The organism is Devosia sp. Root685, assembly GCF_001427875.1.
Lineage (GTDB): Bacteria > Pseudomonadota > Alphaproteobacteria > Rhizobiales > Devosiaceae > Devosia.
In genome coordinates this window covers 141,156-160,485 of record NZ_LMHK01000002.1, presented here as the reverse complement: position 1 = coordinate 160,485, position 19,330 = coordinate 141,156, and the positions used below count along the sequence as shown (strand labels likewise).

The 19,330-nt window shown below is 62.8% G+C and carries 15 protein-coding genes; 6 read left to right on the top strand and 9 right to left on the bottom strand.

From position 1 onward, the window contains the following. Nucleotides 1–440 precede the first annotated feature (440 nt). The 4 genes from chvE to ASD83_RS09510 all read left to right on the top strand — a co-directional run bounded on the left by chvE (nt 441) and on the right by ASD83_RS09510 (nt 5,424). Nucleotides 441–1,508 (top strand): multiple monosaccharide ABC transporter substrate-binding protein, encoded by a 1,068-nt coding sequence (gene chvE / locus ASD83_RS09525; RefSeq protein WP_056312263.1) that lies wholly within the window; start codon nt 441–443, stop codon nt 1,506–1,508. Between the two features lie 197 nt (nt 1,509–1,705). Continuing rightward, nucleotides 1,706–3,238 (top strand): multiple monosaccharide ABC transporter ATP-binding protein, encoded by a 1,533-nt coding sequence (gene mmsA, locus ASD83_RS09520; RefSeq protein ID WP_056310297.1) that lies wholly within the window; start codon nt 1,706–1,708, stop codon nt 3,236–3,238. Continuing rightward, a complete protein-coding gene (gene mmsB / locus ASD83_RS09515) occupies nt 3,235–4,512 on the top strand; it encodes a multiple monosaccharide ABC transporter permease (protein WP_056310295.1) in 1,278 nt (425 codons plus the stop codon). Before mmsA ends, mmsB begins: the two co-directional genes overlap by 4 nt. Nucleotides 4,513–4,632: 120 nt before the next feature. Further along, nucleotides 4,633–5,424, top strand: a complete 792-nt coding sequence (locus ASD83_RS09510; protein ID WP_056312261.1) for an aminoglycoside phosphotransferase family protein — start codon at nt 4,633–4,635, stop codon at nt 5,422–5,424. Between the two features lie 171 nt (nt 5,425–5,595). Here ASD83_RS09510 and ASD83_RS09505 read toward each other — a convergent pair whose 3' ends face one another. From ASD83_RS09505 to ASD83_RS09470, 8 genes are all read right to left on the bottom strand, one after another. Further along, on the bottom strand, nt 5,596–6,000 hold the full coding sequence (locus ASD83_RS09505; protein ID WP_056310292.1) for a VOC family protein: 405 nt from the start codon (nt 5,998–6,000) through the stop codon (nt 5,596–5,598). A gap of 61 nt (nt 6,001–6,061) precedes the next feature. After that, nucleotides 6,062–9,175 (bottom strand): efflux RND transporter permease subunit, encoded by a 3,114-nt coding sequence (locus ASD83_RS09500; protein WP_056310291.1) that lies wholly within the window; start codon nt 9,173–9,175, stop codon nt 6,062–6,064. Nucleotides 9,176–9,356: 181 nt separating this feature from the next. Continuing rightward, nucleotides 9,357–10,562, bottom strand: coding sequence for an efflux RND transporter periplasmic adaptor subunit (locus tag ASD83_RS09495; RefSeq protein WP_056310290.1), 1,206 nt, complete (start codon nt 10,560–10,562; stop codon nt 9,357–9,359). Nucleotides 10,563–10,825: 263 nt separating this feature from the next. Beyond that, nucleotides 10,826–11,659, bottom strand: coding sequence for a 3-mercaptopyruvate sulfurtransferase (gene sseA / locus ASD83_RS09490; protein WP_056310287.1), 834 nt, complete (start codon nt 11,657–11,659; stop codon nt 10,826–10,828). 245 nt (nt 11,660–11,904) lie between these two features. Then, nucleotides 11,905–12,888, bottom strand: coding sequence for an ABC transporter ATP-binding protein (locus ASD83_RS09485; RefSeq protein WP_056310285.1), 984 nt, complete (start codon nt 12,886–12,888; stop codon nt 11,905–11,907). A 2-nt stretch (nt 12,889–12,890) separates the two neighbouring features. Next, entirely contained in the window at nt 12,891–13,682 is a 792-nt protein-coding gene (locus ASD83_RS09480) for an ABC transporter permease (RefSeq protein ID WP_056310283.1), read from the bottom strand. Next, nucleotides 13,679–14,572, bottom strand: a complete 894-nt coding sequence (locus ASD83_RS09475; RefSeq protein ID WP_413813492.1) for an ABC transporter permease — start codon at nt 14,570–14,572, stop codon at nt 13,679–13,681. The genes ASD83_RS09480 and ASD83_RS09475 overlap by 4 nt, the downstream gene beginning before the upstream one ends. Nucleotides 14,573–14,792: 220 nt before the next feature. After that, nucleotides 14,793–15,902 carry an ABC transporter substrate-binding protein gene (locus tag ASD83_RS09470; RefSeq protein WP_056310279.1) on the bottom strand — a complete coding sequence of 370 codons (1,110 nt, stop codon included), beginning with the start codon at nt 15,900–15,902 and terminating at the stop codon, nt 14,793–14,795. Nucleotides 15,903–16,444: 542 nt separating this feature from the next. Here ASD83_RS09470 and ASD83_RS09465 point away from each other — a divergent pair. Both ASD83_RS09465 and ASD83_RS09460 read left to right on the top strand, forming a co-directional pair. Beyond that, on the top strand, nt 16,445–17,374 hold the full coding sequence (locus ASD83_RS09465; protein WP_056310278.1) for an aminotransferase class IV: 930 nt from the start codon (nt 16,445–16,447) through the stop codon (nt 17,372–17,374). Then, complete coding sequence (locus tag ASD83_RS09460) at nt 17,371–18,102, top strand: hypothetical protein (RefSeq protein WP_200946489.1); 732 nt, start codon at nt 17,371–17,373, stop codon at nt 18,100–18,102. Before ASD83_RS09465 ends, ASD83_RS09460 begins: the two co-directional genes overlap by 4 nt. A gap of 84 nt (nt 18,103–18,186) precedes the next feature. On the opposite strand, the gene ASD83_RS09455 is transcribed toward ASD83_RS09460, so the two are convergent. Continuing rightward, the gene (locus ASD83_RS09455; RefSeq protein ID WP_056310276.1) at nt 18,187–19,206 is read right to left on the bottom strand and encodes a LacI family DNA-binding transcriptional regulator; all 1,020 of its coding nucleotides are present in this window, start codon (nt 19,204–19,206) and stop codon (nt 18,187–18,189) included. Nucleotides 19,207–19,330: the final 124 nt, after the last annotated feature.

Genomic DNA, 19,330 nt, shown 5'->3' with positions numbered 1-19,330 from the left:
TCTGATACCTTTGATCCTCGCCGACCGTTTTCCGGTTCGCAATGGCAAGGCGGTCGCCTCGTATTCCTTCAGGTTAGCGACTGACACGATGGACAGCAACCGCCTGAAAGCGGGCCTTCTACGCGCAAGTTGATATCTTCGACAATCGAAAAAATAACCTTCTGCAGCGATGCCCTGCTTTACACGCATATCTGATTATCCTAGTTTGCGGGCCGTGGTTCCCGGTGGGGCCAGGGCGGCTCACAAGCCGCCAAGCAGGAGGACAATCATGCAGTTCCAACCAAGGCTGCCGGCGCAAGACCGGCGGGTGCGGAAAACGACGCTTACGCGGTGAGATTGCCTCACGGCGAAAGACGCGGGAGCGAACTGGCCTGATCCCCAAACCACGACGAACGCATCAATCACCTCGAAAAATCTAAGGGAGTCGAGACGTGAAGGTTCTGAAATCAATTGCGACGCTGTTTGCTGCCGGTGCCCTGATGGCAACCGCCGCGACCGTTGCCCATGCCCAGGACAAGGGCCAGATCGGCATTGCCATGCCGACCCAGTCGTCGCTCCGTTGGATCTCGGACGGCAACGAACTGAAGACGGCTCTGGAAGCCAAGGGCTACACCGTCGATCTGCAGTTTGCTGAAGACGACATCCCGAACCAGCTCGCCCAGATCGAAAACATGGTCACCAAGGGCGTCAAGGCTCTCGTGATCGGCTCGATCGACGGCACTACGCTGTCGGCCGTGCTGCAGCAGGCCGCTGATGCGGGCATCAAGGTTGTCGCCTATGACCGCCTGATCCGCGACACCGCCAATGTTGACCTCTACACCACCTTCGACAACTTCCAGGTCGGTGTGCTCCAGGCCAACTCGGTCGTGAAGGGCCTCAAGGAACGCTTCCCGGACACCAAGCCGTGGAACGTCGAACTCTTCGGCGGTTCGCCGGACGACAACAACGCCTTCTTCTTCTATGATGGCGCAATGTCGGTTCTGCAGCCGCTGATCGACGCTGGCGACATCGTCGTCAAGTCCGGCCAGCAGGGCATGGACACCGTTGGTACCCTTCGTTGGGACGGCGCCGTTGCCCAGGCTCGCATGGACAACATCCTTTCGGCCAACTACTCGGACGGCTCGACCGTTCAGGGCGTTCTGGCTCCCTATGATGGCCTCTCGCGCGGCATCATCTCGTCGCTCCGCGGCGTTGGCTACGGCTCGGGCGACCTGCCATGGCCTGTCATCTCCGGCCAGGATGCTGAAGCTCCGTCGGTGAAGGCGATCGTTGCTGGCGAACAGTATTCGACCATCTACAAGGACACCCGCGAACTGGCCAAGACCACTGCCGACCTCGTCGACACGCTGGTTTCGGGCGGCACGCCGGAAGGCCTCGACACCACCACCTATGACAACGGCGTCAAGGTTGTGCCTTCGATCCTGCTGACCCCGTACGAAGTCGATGCCACCAACTATCAGGCACTCGTGATCGACTCGGGCTATCTCAAGGCCGAAGACATCCAGTAAGCCATAGGCTTAACGACTATGGGGGCTCCGCGGCGACGCGGGGCCCTTTCGAGATTTTAAGCGGGGTTCGATGAACGCGGCGAAAGCCGGGGATCATCCCGTGATCTCAAGATGGGCCCCGGCCGGTGCCGGGGTGACAATCGAGGGTGGTTTGGCAGGGTGGACACTCCAAGCCATCACCAAGTACAGGGCCCAGTATGACCAAGACCATTCTTGAGATGCGCAGCATCACCAAGACCTTTCCGGGCGTGAAAGCGCTGTCTGACGTCAATCTTGACGTGCGGGAAGGCGAAATTCACGCCATTTGCGGCGAAAACGGCGCTGGCAAATCCACCCTGATGAAGGTGTTGAGCGGCGTTTATCCCCATGGGTCCTATGAGGGCCAGATCGTCTATAATGGCGAAGAACAGAATTTCCGCTCTATTCGCGACAGCGAACACAAGGGCATCGTGATCATCCACCAGGAACTCGCCCTGGTGCCGCTGCTCTCGATCGCCGAAAACATCTTCCTCGGCAACGAACAGGCCAAGAACGGCGTGATCGACTGGGACGAAACGCGCGACGGCGCGCGAAAACTCCTGGCCATGGTTGGTCTGAATGAAGACCCCGACACGCTGGTGACCAATATCGGCCTTGGCAAGCAGCAGCTTGTCGAGATCGCCAAGGCGCTTTCCAAGCAGGTGCAGTTGCTCATTCTCGACGAGCCGACCGCCTCGCTTTCCGAAAAAGACAGCCAGGCGCTGCTCGAGCTGCTGCTCGAATTCAAGACGCAGGGCATCACCTCGATCATCATCAGCCACAAGCTGAACGAGATTTCGCGCGTTGCCGATCGCGTTACGGTTATCCGCGACGGACGCGCCATCGAGACGATGGACACCCAGGATATTACCGAAGACCGTATCATCACCTCGATGGTCGGCCGTTCGCTCGAAGACCGCTATCCGAGCCGCGAGCCGAACATCGGCGAGACGATCCTCGAGGTGAAGAACTGGTCGGTTTATCACCCTCAGCACCGCGACCGGCAGGTGATCAAGAATATCGACATTTCGCTCAAGAAGGGCGAAGTGGTCGGCATTGCCGGGCTGATGGGTTCGGGCCGCACCGAATTTGCCATGAGCCTGTTCGGCAAATCCTATGGCCAGAAGATTTCCGGCGACGTGTTCATGAACGGCCAGAAGGTCGACGTGTCGAACGTCGGCAAAGCCATCGCCAACGGCATCGCCTATGCGACCGAAGACCGGAAGCATTACGGCCTCAACCTTATCGACCACATCAAGCACAATGTGACGCTGGCCAATCTGCCGGGCGTGGCGCGCTGGGGCATGATCGACGATCTGGCCGAGCTCGACGTGGCCAATGACTATCGCAAGAAGACCAATATCCGCTCTTCGAGCGTCTATCAGGTGACGGGCAACCTTTCTGGGGGCAACCAGCAGAAGGTCGTTCTTTCCAAGTGGCTTTATGCCAATCCCGACGTGCTGATCCTCGACGAGCCGACCCGCGGCATCGACGTGGGCGCCAAGTACGAAATCTACACGATCATCAACCAGCTCGCCGCTCAGGGTAAGGCGATTATCGTGATCTCTTCGGAAATGCCCGAACTGCTCGGCATTACCGACCGTCTCTACGTAATGAATGAAGGCCGCATCGTGGGCGAAATGCCCACCAGCGAGGCGAGCCAGGAAAAGATTATGCGCTCCATCGTGCGCGCTGAAGGAAAGGCATCATGACCGTTCAAACTGCACCGACCGGCACCCCGGCCGATCAGGCCAAAGCCAAGGAACTGAGCTTTCTCGGCGCCTTGCAGGCCAATATGCGCGACTATGGGCTTTTGCTCGCGCTCATCCTCATCATGCTGTTTTTCCAGTATTTCACCAATGGCGTGCTGTTCAAGCCGGTGAACCTGACCAACATCATTCTGCAGAACAGCTACATCATCGTGATGGCGCTGGGCATGTTGCTGGTGATCGTTGCCGGCCATATCGACCTTTCCGTGGGCTCGGTTTCGGGCTTCGTGGGCGCTCTTGCCGCCATGCTGATGGTGGGCTGGAAATTCCCACCGGAGCTGGCTTTCCTCGCGCATCCGCTGGTTGCCGGGGCCATCTGTCTCGTCGTCGGGGCGGCCGTCGGAGCGGCGCAGGGCTATATCATTGCCTATCATCGCGTCCCGGCCTTCATCGTGACGCTGGCGGGCATGCTCATTTTCAAGGGCCTGTCGCTCGCCATTCTCGCCGGCAAGTCGGTTGGTCCGTTCCCGGCCGAATTCCAGCTGCTGTCCGCAGGCTTCATCCCCGACGTGATCGGGCCGACGACGCTGCCTTGGCTCGCTGAAAACGGCCAGAACGTCGTGCTGCACACGACGACGATGGTTATCGCTATCCTCGCGGTTGTCGGTTCGGTGTTCTTTTCGATCCGCACCCGTGCCCGTCGCCGGGCGCGTGGCTATGACGTCGAGCCGTTCAGCCTCTTCGTCGTCAAGAACCTCGTGATCGCGGCGCTGGTGATTTTCTTTGCCTATATGCTCGCCTCCTATCGCGGCCTGCCGAATGTGCTGGTGGTGATGGGCGTGCTGATCGCGGGCTTTGTGTTCCTGACCAAACGCCTGACCTTTGGCCGCCGCATCTATGCGCTGGGCGGCAACCTCAAGGCCGCGGCGCTTTCGGGCGTCAAGACCGAACGCACGACGTTCTATATCTTTGCCATCATGGGTGCGCTGGCCGCTCTCGCCGGCATGATCTATGCGGCGCGTCTCAATTCGGCGACGCCCAAGGCTGGGCAGGGGCTCGAACTCGACGTGATCGCGGCCGTGTTCATCGGCGGCGCTTCGGCTCTCGGTGGTGTCGGCCAGGTGGCGGGCGCGGTGATCGGCGCTTTCATCATGGGTGTGATGAACAATGGCATGTCGATCATGGGCGTCAACATCGATTGGCAGCAGATGATCAAGGGCGTGGTGCTGCTGGCAGCCGTGTTCTTCGATCTTTATAACAAGAACCGTTCGGCCTGATTTTTTTCAGGCTTTGAGGTTTGGGACCGCCGGGGAAACTCGGCGGTCTTTTTGTTTTGGAGCGGGGAAGCTTGATTTTTGCCTTGGTTCTCCGATCATGACCGGATGACAGAGCAAGACATGAATGCAGCGGAGATATCGCTGGTGGGCGGGCGGTCAACCGTGACGCGGCTGGGCGATGTGGTTTATCGCCATTCGGCGCCCTGGTCGGCGACGACAGTGGCCCTGTTGCGCCATCTGGAGCAGGAGGGGTTCGAGCATGCCCCGCGCGTTATCGGCACGGGGTTCGACGCCCGGGGGCGCGAAATGCTGACCTATGTCGAGGGCGAGAGCCCTCACCCCTATCCCTGGGACGATGATGCCTTGCCGCTTCTGGGGGCGATGCTGAAAAAGCTGCATGACGCGGCCGCCTCGTTCAAGGCCCCCGCCGATGCGCTTTGGCGGCCGTGGTTTGGGAGAGGTCTTGGCCAGCCGAGCGTCATCGGGCATTGCGACACGGGCGCGTGGAACATCATCGCGCGCGACAGAATGCCGGTGGCCCTGATCGATTGGGAAGAAGCGGGGCCGGTGGACCCGATGATCGAACTGGCCCAGGCGTGTTGGCTCAACGCGCTGCTGTTCGATGACGATCTGGCCGAGAGCCTTGGGCTTGGATCGGTGGAGGCGAGGGCGCGGCAGGTCAGGATGCTGCTCGATGGCTATGGCGTGGCGGCGGCGCAGCGGGTCGGTTTTGTAGGGCTGATCCGGGACTTTGCGGTGCTGAACGCGGCCAACGAAATCATCGAGGCCAAGATCGGTCCGCAAAGCACCGACACAGCGGCGGTGCTCGATGCGGTCAAGTGGCGATCGCGCAGCGCTGGATGGCTCGTCCGGCACCACGACACGCTCGATCGCATCGTGACGGAGGTTTAGTGGGGTTATTCGGCGGGTGTGGGGCGGGTGCTCAGTAGCCTTCATCCTGAGATGCGCAGCGTAGCCTCGAGGGACAGGGCGTGCTCCGATGCTGCAGTGCCACGCCCCCGTGGTTCGAGGCTACGCTGCGCTGCGCACCTCACCATGAGGGCTACTTCGGGACCGGTGGTACTACTTCGCCGATGGCCCTCGCGCGCAGGCTTCGATGTTGTTGCCGTCGGGGTCGAGGACGAAGGCGCCGTAGTAGTCGCCGGCGCCGTGGCGGGGGCCGGGGGCGCCGTTGTCGGTGCCGCCATTGTCGAGCGCGGCGTCGTAGAAAGCGTGGACCATGGCCTTGTCGCGGGCCTGGAAGGCGACGTGCATCTGGTTGATGCCGGGGCGGGAGCCTTCGATCCAATAGGAGGGGCGGGTGGTGCCGATCCAGAGGTAGGGGATGGGTTCTTGGGCGCTTTTGCCGAAGAGGAAGGATTCAGGGCCATTGGACGCCGTTTGCAGGCCAAGCGCGGCGGCGATGGCACTGTAGAAGCGGCGGGCCTTGGCCAGATCGGTGACGACGATGCCGGTGTGGTCGAACATGGGTCAGCTCCGAATATGCCTCTGTCTGGAACGCGGCGGCGGGGCGGTTGTTCCGGCGCTGCTACTCCGCCGGTTCAGGGCGCTGTTCGAGGCTGTCGAGTTCGCGTTCGAGCTTGGCTTCTTCCTCCGACTTGGGCTTTGAGAAGCGGGCGAGGAGGAGGTAGGCGACGGGGGTGAGGTAGAGGGTGGCGATGGCGGCAAAGCCGAGGCCACCGACCATGACCCAGCCGAGCGCGGCGCGGGCTTCGGCACCGGCGCCGGAAGCGAGGACGAGGGGCACGCCGCCGAGGATGGTGGCGATCATGGTCATGACCACGGGCCTGAGGCGGATGTTGGAGGCTTCTTCGATGGCTTCGGCGACGGAAAGGCCGCGGTCGCGCAGCTGATTGGCGAATTCGACGATGAGAATGCCGTTTTTGGCCATGATGCCGACGACGAGGACGAGGCCGATCTGGGAGAAAATGTTGAGGCTGCCGCCGGTGAGGAGGATGGCCCAGAGGCCAGCGGCGAGGCCGAAGGGGACGGTCGCCATGACGATGATGGCGCTCCAGAAACTTTCGAACTGGGCGGCGAGGACGAGGAGGATGATGACCAGCGCGAAGCCGAAGGTGAGGAAGAGCGCGTTATTGGCTTCGCCGATGGTTTTGGCTTCGGCGAGCGGCAGGATGGCGGTGCCCTGGGGGAGGAGGGGCGCGGCGATCTTTTGGAGTTCGTTATAGGCGTCGCCGAGGGCGAGGCCGTCTTCGAGGCTGGCGGTAACGGTGACGGCGCGGCGCTGCTGTTCGCGGCGGAGCGAGGGCGGGACAGGCGCCTCGGTGATCGTCGCTATGGTCGACATGGGGACGTAGCGGCCGTCGGCGGTGCGCACGAACAGGGTTTCGAGATCGCGCGGGTCGTTGACCGGGTTGGAGGTCGAGAGCATGCGGATCGAATAGCTCTCGTCGTTGATGAAGATATCGCCGACATCGGAGCCGTCGATCATGGCCTGCATGGTGGGGGCGAGGCCGTTGATGTCGATGCCGAGGGCGGTGGCGCGGGCGCGATCGACGGTCAGAGTCAGTTGGGGCTGGCTGGTGTCGAAATTGACCGAGACGCGGCCGAAGCGGCCATCAGCGGTGAGGGCTTTCGAAATGGTATCGGCGGTTGCGGCGAGGACGGTGTAATCGGAACCGGCGACGGCGAATTGGAGGCCGGAGCCGCCGCCGCGAATACCGAGGCTATTGCCCTGGCTGACATTGGCGCGGACGCCGGGGACCTGGGCCATGAGGGCGCCGATTTCGGAGGCGATCTGCTGCTGGCTGCGGGTGCGCTCGCCCCAGGGGGCGAGGGTGAGGGTTATGGAGCCGCCATTGCCCCAGCCGGAGAGGACGAAGACCGAGCGGACCTCGCCACTATCGACATAGGGTTTGAGCATGGATTCGACCTGGCCGAGGCGGGTGCGGACGAAATCGAGGCTGGCTGTGTTGGGCGCGTTGATGCGCAGGTTAATGGCCGAGCGGTCTTCCGAGGGGGTAATTTCCTGGCGGAGCGCGCCATAGACGTAGTAGGCCGAGCCGGCGAAGAGGACGGCAATGAGGATAACGACGACGGGGCTGCGAAGGGCGACCCGCAGGGTGACGCGATAGAAGCCGGCGAAGGCGCGGCCGATGGCGCCGAAGGGGCCGCCGGTGTGTTCCTTGTGATTTTCCCTGAGCAGGCGCGAGGCGACCATGGGGCCCATGGAGAGGGCGACGACGGCCGAGAGCAGCACGGCGATGGCGAGGGTGAAGCCGAATTCGCGGAAGAGGCGGCCGGTCTGGCCTTCGAGGAAACTCAAAGGGACGAAGACGGCGACGAGGGTGAGCGTGGTGGCTACGACGGCGAAGAAGACCTCTTGCGTGCCGAGGACAGCGGCGGCGCGGGGGCCGGCGCCCATATGCTTGCGGCGCATGATGTTTTCGAGGACGACGATGGCGTCGTCGACGACGAGGCCGGTGGCGAGGACGAGGGCAAGAAGAGTGATGATGTTGAGCGAGAAGCCCGCCAGATACATGCCCGCGACGGCGCCGAGGAGCGCGATGGGCATGGAAATGGCGGGAACGATGATGGCGCGCCAATCGAGGAGGAAGAGATAGATGATGCCGATGACGACGACGAGGGCGACGACCAGCGCGATTTCGACTTCGTGCAGCGCGCCTTCGATGAAGACGGCTTCGTCGCTGGAGATTTTGACCGTGACGCCTTCGGGGAGGGTGTCGTTGAGGCTGTCTACAGCGGCGTGAACGGCGTGGGAGATGGAAACGCTGTTGGACTGGGCCTGACGCACGATGCCGAGGCCAATGGCGGGGCGGCCATCGGCACGGATGGAGGAGGTGCTGGCGGCAGCATCGAAAACCACGCTGGCGACATCGCCGAGGCGCGTGCGGCCATTGATGATGATCGCCTCGAAATCCTTGGGCTCGGTGACCTCGGAAATGGCGCGGACGGAAATGTTCTGATTGGGGCCATTGATGGAGCCGGCCGGGGCGTCAAAGGCGACGGTCGAGAGCGCGGTGCGGATATCGGCAACGGTGAGGCCGTGGCTGGCGAGTTTTATGGGATCGATATCGACTTCGAAGGACGAGGTGCGGGTGCCATAGACCTGGACTTCGGCGACGCCTTCGACGGCGGCGAGGCGCTCGGTAACGATGCCATCGACCAGCTCGCTGAGGTCGGCGATGCTGAGGCTATCCGAGGTGACGGACAGCTGCATGATCGGCTGGGCGTCGCTGTCGGCCTTGAAAATGGTGGGGGCATCGACAGCGTCGGGCAATTGGCGGGTGACGCGGCTGAGGGCGTCGCGCACGTCGGAGGTGGCGATATCGAGATTGGTGCTTTCGGAGAATTCGAGGGTGACGCGGCTTTGACCGACCGAGGAGCTGGAGGAAATGGCCGTGACGCCCTGCACGCGGGCGACGGCGCCTTCGACAATGGCGGTGACTTCGCGATCGACGGTTTCGGCGGCGGCGCCGGTAAAGCTGGTCGAGACGGAGAGAACCGGGCTTTCGACGCGGGGGAGTTCGCGCACTTCGATGCCGAGGAGGGCTGCGAAGCCCGCGACCAGGATCAGGGCATTGATGACCACCGCCATGACGGGGCGCCGGACAAAGAGCGTTGCCAATGCGCCGCCGCGTTCGTTTTTGCTGGCAATGGACAAGGCGGCGGCTCCTCTAAGGCGTTTTACTATTCAACTGCGAAGCTTCCGGCAGGATGCTTCACAGCGCACCGGCTGTCATCCCGGCCTTGAGCCGGGACCCATCCTGAAATCTCAAGATGGGCCCCGGCCTGCGCCGGGGTGACAATCGTGGGTGGGGGTGTTCAGAATACAAATGAGTTACCTAGTTTGCTGCGACCGGAGTGCCCGTGCCGTCCGGGCCTTCGAGCAGTGTTACGGAGGCGCCTTCGCTCAATTGCAAAATGCCTTCGGTGATGATGGCGTCTCCGGGTTTGAGATCGGCGCGGACGAGGACGCCATCGCTGTTGCGCTGGATGATTTCGGCCATGACGCGGGTGGCCTTGCCGTCGAGATATTTCCAGACATAGGAGCCCTCTGCCGACCAGAGGATAGCGAGGGGGTTTACCGCCGGATAGGTCTCGCCGGGGAAGGCGAGCGAGACGGTGAAGCTCATGCCGGCGCGAAGGCGGTTTTCGGGATTGGGGATTTCGGCCTGGACTTGCAGGGTGCGGCTGGCCGGGTCGATCCGCGTATCGATGGCGGAAATGTCGCCGGTGAATGTCTGGCCCGGGAGGGCGATGGCATTGACCGATACCGCCATGCCGGGCTCGATCTGGGCGGCGTAGCGCTCGGGCACCCAGAAATCGATGAGAATGGAGGAGGTATCGTCGATGGAGGTGACGGTGGTCTGGGCGGGCACGTAATTGCCGGGGGTGACGCGAATGAGGCCGACCTTGCCGCTGATCGGGCTCTCGATGGTGCGGCGCGACAGGGCCATTTCGGCATTGCGCAAGGCAAGTTCGGCATTGGCGGCGCTGAGCTGGGCAGCGGTGAGGGCAGTGCCGGCGACGACGTTGGTGCTGGCAAGGCCCTGAGTACGGGTGAAGGTGGCGCGGGCGTCTTCGAGGGCAAGCTGGGCGCGGTCATATTCGATCTGCTCGGCGGCAGCGTCGAAGCGGGCGATGGTGGCGCCGGTTTCCACGACCTGGCCGGGGCGAACCAGCACTTCGGTCAGCTCGCCGCCTGAATTGGCAGCAACGGTGACGGAGCGCACGGGAGTGCCTTCGCCGATGGCGGCGAGCGTATCGTTGATGCGGACGAGAGTGACGCCAGTGGTAATGACATTGGTGGTGCGGGGGGCAAAGCCACCGGGGCGGCCTCCGCCTGGGCCGCCTTGTGTCTGGCCGCCGGGGCGCGGTCCTTGCCCGCCGCTTTGGGGGGCGGGGGATGCGTCGGCCTGGGCCTGGGGGCCAAAGGGCAGGACGATGCCGGCATTGGACAAAACCTGCGGAGCGCCGGGCGCAAAAAAGAGCCAGGCAAGGACGGCCGCAGCAAGCACCGCGATGGAGGCAACAAACTGCCGGATCAAAAGAAACCTCTATTGCGTGGGGCGCGCAAAAATCAAAGCAAGCCTAGCAGCTTGCGCGGTTTGGCTACATTAAAATCCGGTAAGATTGCGCGAAAGTGAGGGGGCTTCCGCCTCTTCCGCCAAGGAGGGCGGTCGCCCATGACGTCGTAGCCATGGTGTGTGCCAGCACCCCCTCCCAACCTCCCCCATCAAGGGGGGGTGTAGATCGAGTTTGGGGCACGCGCTTTGTGAAAACACCCTGGTGGGGAGGTTGGGGGGCGGGGTTAGCTCTCGACTTCCGCGTCTGGCCTGGCGCCCCATTCGGACCAAGAGCCGTCATAGACGGCTACGGTTTTGGCACCGACTTGTTCTAGCGCAAGGGCCAGGGTGGAGGCGGTGACGCCGGAGCCGCAGGAGGTGATGATGGGTTTTGAGAGGTCGACGCCGCGATCGGCGAAGATGGCGGCGAGCGCTTCGGGGGACTTCATAGCGCCGTTTTCGGACAGCAGGCTCACCGGGATATTGCGGCTATTGGGGATGTGGCCGGCACGGACGCCGGGCCGCGGCTCAGGGACTTCGGCGTGGAAGCGCTGGGCGGGGCGGGCGTCGAGGATTTGTGCCTCTTCATCCTGGCTGCGGGCGCGGACGGCGTCGAAATCGACGACGCGGTCGGGGTGGAATTTTGCCTCGAAATGGGCGGGCGGTTTGGCGACGAGGCCGGCTTCGAGGGGGCGGCGTTCGGCGCGCCACTTTGGGCCGCCGCCGGAAAGGATGTGCACGTTTTCGGCGCCGAAGGTTTTGAAGGTCCACCAGACGCGGGGGGCGCTGAAGAGGCCGAGTTCGTCATAGATGACCACAGTCATGTCGCTGCCGATGCCGAGGGCGCCGACCATGTGGGCGAAATCCTCGGGCGAGGGGAGCATGTGGGGCAGATTGGTGGATGTGTCGGCGATGCCATCGATGTCGAAGAAGACAGCGCCGGGGATGTGGCCGGCGAGGTATTCGGCCTGGGCATTGCGCGATGCGTTGGGCAGGTGCCAGCTGGCGTCAACGACGATGAGATTGGGGTCGCTGAAATGGGCGGCGAGCCATTCGGTGGTGACGAAGGTGGTGTCCATGGCGCGATTCCCTGTGGCTATGGGGAGAATGGGCCGGGGTGGGGGTGGGGGTCAAAGGGTATTTGGGGTGGGCGTGCGAGTGGCGTAGGAGGACCCCCACCTTTGCCATTCGAGCGCAGCTCTCATGGCCTTCTCAGCTTAAATCGCGCCACTGGCGCGATTTCCCCTTCGGGACGCTATCGAAGTCCCCCTGATAGGGGGAGGGACCGCACGGTGGGTGGGGCGGGTTTGGAATGCCCGTGGAATTAAGCCCCCAGCGTAAGAACATCCTTGGTGGCGAGGTGCAGGGTTATGGTGTCGCCGCGCTGGGGTGGGGTGGTGGAGTGGCTGTTGAAGGTGTCGATGTTGATGGGGGTGCCGGCGACATCGACGCGGAGGCGGACGACGGAGCCGAGGAAGCCGACGTCGGAGATGGTGCCGGTGAGGGTCGTGTCGGTGTCCGGGCGGGGGGCGAGGGAGATCAGCTCGGGGCGGATGGCGCGGTTGGGGCCGAAGGTGGCCTCGGGGAGCGTGTTGAGCTGGCCGACGAAACCGGCGACGAAGCGGGTCGCGGGGCGATTGTAGATTTCGTGGGGGGAGCCCATCTGGTCGATATTGCCTGCGTTCATGACCACGATGCGATCGGAAATGGACATGGCCTCCTCCTGATCGTGGGTGACGAAGACAGTGGTGATGCCGAGGTCGCGCTGGATGGCGCGGATTTCTTCGCGCAGCGAGACGCGGATTTTGGCGTCGAGGGCGGAGAGGGGTTCATCGAGGAGGAGGAGGCGCGGCTTTGGCGCGATGGCGCGGGCGAGGGCGACGCGCTGCTGCTGGCCGCCCGACATTTCATAGGGGTAGCGCTTTTCAAAGCCGGGAAGGCCGATAAGCCTGAGCATCTCCTCGACGCGGGCGCGGCGCTGGTCGGCGGGCATACCGGCGATTTTCAGGCCAAAGGCGATGTTGTCGCCGACGGTGAGATTGGGGAAGAGGGCATAGGCCTGGAAGACCATGCCGAGCTTGCGCTGATTGGGTTTTAAGTGCGTCAGGTCTTCGCCGTCGATGCGGATGGCGCCTGAGGTGGGGCGCTCGAAGCCGGCGATCATGCGCAGGATCGTGGTTTTGCCACAGCCGGAGGGGCCGAGGAGGGAGATGAACTCGCCCTTATCGAAGGCGAAATTGACGCCTTTGACGACGGTGTTGGTGCCGAAGGATTTGACGAGGTTCTGGACTTCGAGGAAGGCGGCCATGGTCAGTCGGTCCTGGCGGAAGTGCGGGGGGCGAAGCGGCCGAGCACGTTGATCATGCCCATGGCGCCCCAAGTGATGATGAAAGAAATGATGGCGAGCGCCGCAGGCTCATAGGCGCGGTTGGTGCCGATGCCGACGAGATAGGGGCCGAAGGCCGGACGATTGAGGAGGCTCGCAATGGTGAATTCGCCGATGACGATGGCGAAGGTGAGGAAGGCGCCGGAGAGGATGGCGACGAGAATGTTGGGCAGGATGATCTGGGCGATGATCTGGAGCTGATTGGCGCCGGCGATCTGGGCGGCTTCGGTGAGGGTGCCGATATCGATGGTGCGCATGCCGTTGTCGACGGCCCGGTACATGTAGGGGAGGGCGAGGGTGACGTAGGCGCAGGTGAGGAGGATGTCGGTGCCGAGGACGGAGCCGGTGAAGGGGATGAAGGAGGATGAGCCGTAGAGGCGGATATAGCCATAGACCAGCACCAGCGCGGGGATGACCAGCGGCAGGAGGGTGATGAACTCCATGATCGGCTTGAGCCAGGGCATGCGCAGGCGGACGAAATAGACCGCCGGGACGACGACGAAAATGCCGACGATGATGGTGAAGAGGCCGACGACGACCGAATAGGTGAAGCTCGAGGCAAAGTAGGGGTCGGAAAAGACCGAGGCATAGGCGTCGAAAGAGTATTCGCCGCGACGCATGCGGAGGGAAAATTCGAAGGTGGCGGCGAGCGGGACGACGAAATAGGCGCTGCCGAGGATGAAGACGAGCCAGGCCCAGAATTTGTCTGACTTCATTTCATCCACCTTTCGGCGCGAGCGGCGACAACGAGATAGATGACGTTGGCGAGCGAGGTGATGACGATCATGCCCAGCGCAAGGGCGGCGCCGAGGCCGGGGTTTTGCAGGGCATCGCCGCGGATCTGATTGTAGAGCAGCACGGTGACGATGTTGAGGTTCGAGCCGGTCAGCGCCCAGGCGGTGGCGATGGCGCCGAAGGCATTGGCGAAGAGCAGCGACAGGGTGCCGAGGACGGAGGGCCAGAGGATGGGGAAGCCGATATAGCGCCAGAACTGCCAGGTTGAGGCGCCGAGGGTTTGCGCGGCTTCGTTCCACTCTTTCTTGAGGCCGTCGATAGCCGGGGCGATGGTCAGGACCATTAGCGGAATCTGGAAATAGAGATAGGTGAGCGTCAGGCCCCAGAAGGAGAAGAGGTTGAAGCCGGAGCGGTAAATGTCGATGCCGAAGACGGTTTTGAGGATGATGGTGGCAAGGCCGAGGCGCCCTAGCGTGGCGATGAAGGCGAAGGCGAGGGGGACGCCGGCGAAATTGGAGGCGACGCCGGAAAAGGTCATGACGGCGGAGCGGAGGCCCTGAGGCAGTTTTCCGCGGATGATGGCGAGCGTGATGGCAAGGCCGATCAGTGCGCCGAGAATGGCGGAGGCGCCGGAAATGCGGATCGAAATCCAGTAGGCGGCCATGATCTGGTCGGTGAAGAGGCCAGCGATATTATCGAGGGTGAAATTGCCGGCGCGATCGGTGAAGGCGCCGCCGATGAGGGAGAAGGTGGGCAGGAAGAGGAACATCACCGCGAAGAGGATGAAGGGGAAGACCGCTAGGGCGTCCCAGGGGATGCGGCGGGGTGTAGATGATGATGCCATACTTTGACGCTGTGCGGGTTGCCCCACCCCCTCCTAGCCTCCCCCATCAAGGGGGAGGTACCGCTCCACTCGTGTGAGGGATGCGGGAAACTGGCACGATGCATGCCGAAAAACTCGATCTGCACCTCCCCCTTGATGGGGGAGGATGGGAGGGGGTGTGGGGCCTGCATATTGTGGCTCACACACCCCCACCCTTGATCCCTCCCCACAAGGGGGAGGGTGTCGACTTGGAGTTCAGATGCTTAGTTTACTGAACCGAAGCGCCGACGGTGGAGTCCCAGCCGCCGGTGATGGTGGCTTTGTTGGCGTTCTGCTCTTCGATGGAGGGGAACACGGCCTTGGCGTAGTTCTCGGCTTCGGGGAGCTTTTCCATCAGGTCGGCCGGGAGTTTGCCGGCTTCGGCGAGGGCGTTGAAGCGGATCGGGTGGCAGTAGCCAGCGAGCCAGCCGAGCTGACCTTCGTCGGAATAGAGGTATTCCATCCAGAGTTTGGCCGAGTTCGGGTGGGGCGCGAAGGCCGAAATGGCCTGGACGTAGACGCCGGCGACAACGCCGTCGGACGGCACGACGACTTCGATCGGCGGGTTGCCGTTGAGGTTGTCGCGCGCGGCGAGGAGGTTGTAGTCCCAATTGATGGCGATCGGGGTCGTGCCCTGAGCGATTGCAGCGGCTTCGGCGTCGACGGGGACGAAATTGCCCTTGTCGTTGAGGGCCTTGAAGTATTCAAGACCGGCCTGGGCGGCGGCGTCCTGAGCGGCGCCGGTCGAGAGACCCGCGGCAAAGACCGACATGATGGCGTTGTTGGCGGTACGCGGATCACCGGCCAGAGCGACGGAGTTGGCGAACTCGTCCTTGTTCAGGTCAGCCCAGGTCGCCGGGTTGTCGCCGGTGATGATGTCCTTGTTGATGCCGAAGGCGAGCACGCCATAATAGTCGCCGTACCAGAAGCCTTCAGCGTCCTTGGCGTCGTCCGGGATCTCGTCCCAGGTCGAGACCTTATAGGCCTGCAGCAGGCCTTCGTCCTTGGCCTGCGGGCCGAAGGCGAGACCGATGTCGAGAACGTCGGGGGCCTGCGGGCCGGTATTGCCCTTGTTGGCGCGGACGGCTTCGAGCTCGTCGGCCGAACCGGCGTCGGGGTTCAGTTCATTGACGGTGATGCCGGGATACTTGGCCTTAAAACCTTCGATCACGCCGCCATAGTTGCACCAGGAATGGGGCAGGGCGATCACGGTCAGCTGGCCTTCGGCCTTGGCGGCGTCGTAAAGCGCTGTGAGATCGGTTTGGGCGAAAGTCGGAGCTGAGAAGCTGAGCACGGTGAGAAGCGAAACCGAAGTGGTCAGCGCAGACTTGAACGTCATTCTTTGTCTCCCTGAATGAGCAGTCGCGGGCTTTCCCGTGGGGGATAGCCGCTGCGAACGGGCGAGGGAGTAGAGGGGCGAGATGACAGTGCAATGACGGTTGAATGACAGCGAGGCGTCGCCCATGAGCGGGCGATACTTGCCGCAATACCAGTACATTGCGCCTATCTACCCATCTGCTCGCGTCCTCCCAGCCGCGAGGTGAGATTGCCCAATTGTGACAGTTTCGTCCAGATGGTCAAAAATTTTGGTTTTTTGGTACTTTTGGTGGGGGCACAGGCTCGGTGTGGCGCCCTCCTCTTGGTGGGGGGAGGGGTGCGTTCACGCTCTGATATCGTGGCTCCCGCACCCCCTCCCATCCTCCCCCATCAAGGGGGAGGTGTTGCATCGAGTATGTGGCTGGATCCTGCCAAAGTCGCCGATTGCACTATGGCGAATTCGGTTGGGGCCGGCGTAGTGGGGTAGACGGAAGACTGCTCTCGACTTCCGTCTTCCAAGAGGAGATGTTTCCGCGGCGACTAACAACTCGAAAGCCTTCTCTTATGGCCTATGGCGTTCATGCCTATGCGGACGATCCGCGCAATGCTTCCATTCTGATTGCCGTCAATGATCAACTGATGCCGCGGGACAAGGCGGTGGTTTCGGTTTTCGACTCAGGGTTCGTGCTGGGGGACGGCGTTTGGGAGGGGTTGCGGCTGCATGAGGGCGGGATACCGTTTTTGTGGGCGCATCTGGAGCGGCTTTACGAGGGGGCGAAGGCGCTCGATTTTTCGGTGGGGCTGACGCCGGACGCGTTGGTGAAGCGGATTTTTGATTGTCTTGCTGCCAACGGCATGACCGATGGCGTGCATATCCGGCTGATGGTGACGCGGGGGATCAAGGCGACGCCTTATCAGGACCCGCGCGTGACGATTGGCGATGCGACCATTGTCATCATTCCCGAATACAAGGCGCCGTCGGCCAAGCCGGACGGGATTTCGCTGTTTACCTCGACGATCCGGCGGACGGCGCCGGATATGCAGGATCAGAAGCTCAATTCGCATTCCAAGCTGAACTGTATTCAGGCGTGTATCCAGGCGGCGAAGGCGGGAGCGGATGAGGCGCTGATGCTCGATCCGCAGGGGTTTGTGGCGACGTGTAATTCGACGCATTTTTTCATCGTGCGGCGGGGTGAGGTTTGGACCTCGACCGGGGATTATTGCCTTGGCGGGATTACGCGGGGGAATATCATCCGGGTGGCTGAGGCCGCGGGGATCACGGTGCGGCAGAAGAATTTCTCGCTGACCGATGTCTATGGGGCGGACGAGGCCTTTGTGACCGGGACGTTTGCCGGGCTGACCTCCGTGCGCGAGGTGGATGGACGGCGGATGGGGCATCCGTTGACGGGGCCGGGGCCGATACCGGGGGAGATGACGGCGCGCCTGGCAGGGCTTTATCGTGAGCTGATCGAGCGGGAGACGTTCCGGCCATGAGCGCGGTGAGACGGATTGCCATGTGGTCGGGGCCGCGGAATCTTTCGACGGCGATGATGCGGAGTTTTTCATCGCGGGCGGATTGTTTCGTCAGCGACGAGCCGTTTTATGCGGCTTATTTGAAGGCGACGGGGCTCGATCATCCTATGCGTGAGGAGGTGATGGCGTCGCAGCCGCAGGATGCCGAGGCGGTGGTGCGGCAGATTTTGGGGCCGGTGCCGGGGGGGAAGACGGTCTGGTATCAGAAGCATATGAGCCATCACATGGTGGATGGCTTTCCGCTCGACTGGATGGATCGGGTCACCAATGTGTTCCTGCTGCGCGCGCCGGAGCGGGTGTTGGCGTCTTATGCGCAGAAGCGGGAGAGCGTGACGCTGGCCGATATTGGGTTCGAGGGGCAGGCGATGTTGTTTGATCGCGTGGCGCAGCGGACGGGCAAGGCGCCGGTGGTAGTGGATAGCGACGATATCAGACGCGATCCCGAGAGGACGCTGTCGGCGCTTTGCAAGGCAGTGGGGTTGGAGTGGGATCCGGCGATGCTGACCTGGCCCAAGGGGGCGCATGCGGAGGATGGGGTTTGGGGGCCGCATTGGTATGGAGCGGTTTATAATAGCACCGGGTTTTCGCCGCCGGATGAAGCGGGGGAATTGCCGGGGTGGCTGGCTAAGATAGCGGATGAAGCGCGGCCGTTTTATGAGCGGATGCGGGGGTTTAGGCTGGGGGCGTGAGGTTTTGATTCAGGGGGGTGGCATTCCAGAAGAACCCCCACCTAACCTCCCCCTGATAGGGGAGGTTAGGTGGGGTAGCCCGGCTTAGAACAGCGGCGCGGGCCCTGAACTCTCGCGCAGGACTAGTTCTACCGGCCATAGCTCGTGAATGTCGCCGGCGGGTTTGCCGCCCAGCAGCTGCAACAGGAGTTCGGCTATCCGCGACCCCGCCTGGCGGATGGAGGAGCGGGTCGTCGACATGGTAGGGTACATGTTGTCGGCGTTGAGATAGGGAAAAACGTCGTCGTGGGCGATCATGGAGACGTCGGTGCCCAGGGTCATGCCGGCCTGGCGGATGGCGCGGAAGACGCCGAGGGCGGTCATCATCGAGCCGGCGAGGAAGGCGGTGGGGCGGGGGCGGAGTTCGAGCATGGACTGCGCCATGCGGAAGGCGACTTCGTCGGTGAAGATGGAATTTCCAATTAGTGCAGGATCGAAGGCAACGCCGCGCCCCGAGAGGGCAGCCATATAACCCAGTTCGCGATGTTCGGCGAAGGTGCGGCCCTTGAGTCCATTGAGCAGAGCAATGCGGCGGTGGCCGAGGTCGAGCAGGTGGCTGGTGGCGCGCTCGATAGCGCCGGTGTTGTCGATATCCATCCACGCCACCGGGCGGCTGATATTGGTGCGGCCATGCAGGATGAAGGGGATTTTGAGGTCGAGTAGCTGTTCTGCCCGTACATCGCTGAGGGTCGGGGACTGGAGCACGATCGCGTCCACCTTCTGGCTTGCCGCCAGCCGCTGATAGGCCGCCATCTCGTCTTGCAAGGTATCGACGGTGATCAGCAGGATATCGATTTCATCCGCGCTCAGGCGCTCGCTGATGCCGCCCATGAATTCACTCATGTGAGGCCCCAGCTCGCCGGCACCGCGCAGGACGAGGCCGACGGCGCCGGCGCGGCCAGTGGCGAGGCGGAGGGCGCTGGCATTGGGGCGATAGCCGAGCTGGTCCGCGGCCTCGGCGACGCGGAGGCGCGTTGCTTCCTTTACCTCTGGATAGCCATTGAGCGCGCGGCTGACCGTCGTTTGCGACAGGCCGAGATGCTCGGCTAGGTCTTTCAATCTCATAGCGGCAACTGGCCCGGATGGTTTCGGCGCCCGGTTTTCCCGGGCTTTGGCCATTGTGGCCGCTTGGTTCGCCTCGCCATTAGGGCAGGCAGGGCTCTTTGACCAGAGCCTTTGCCCAACTCCT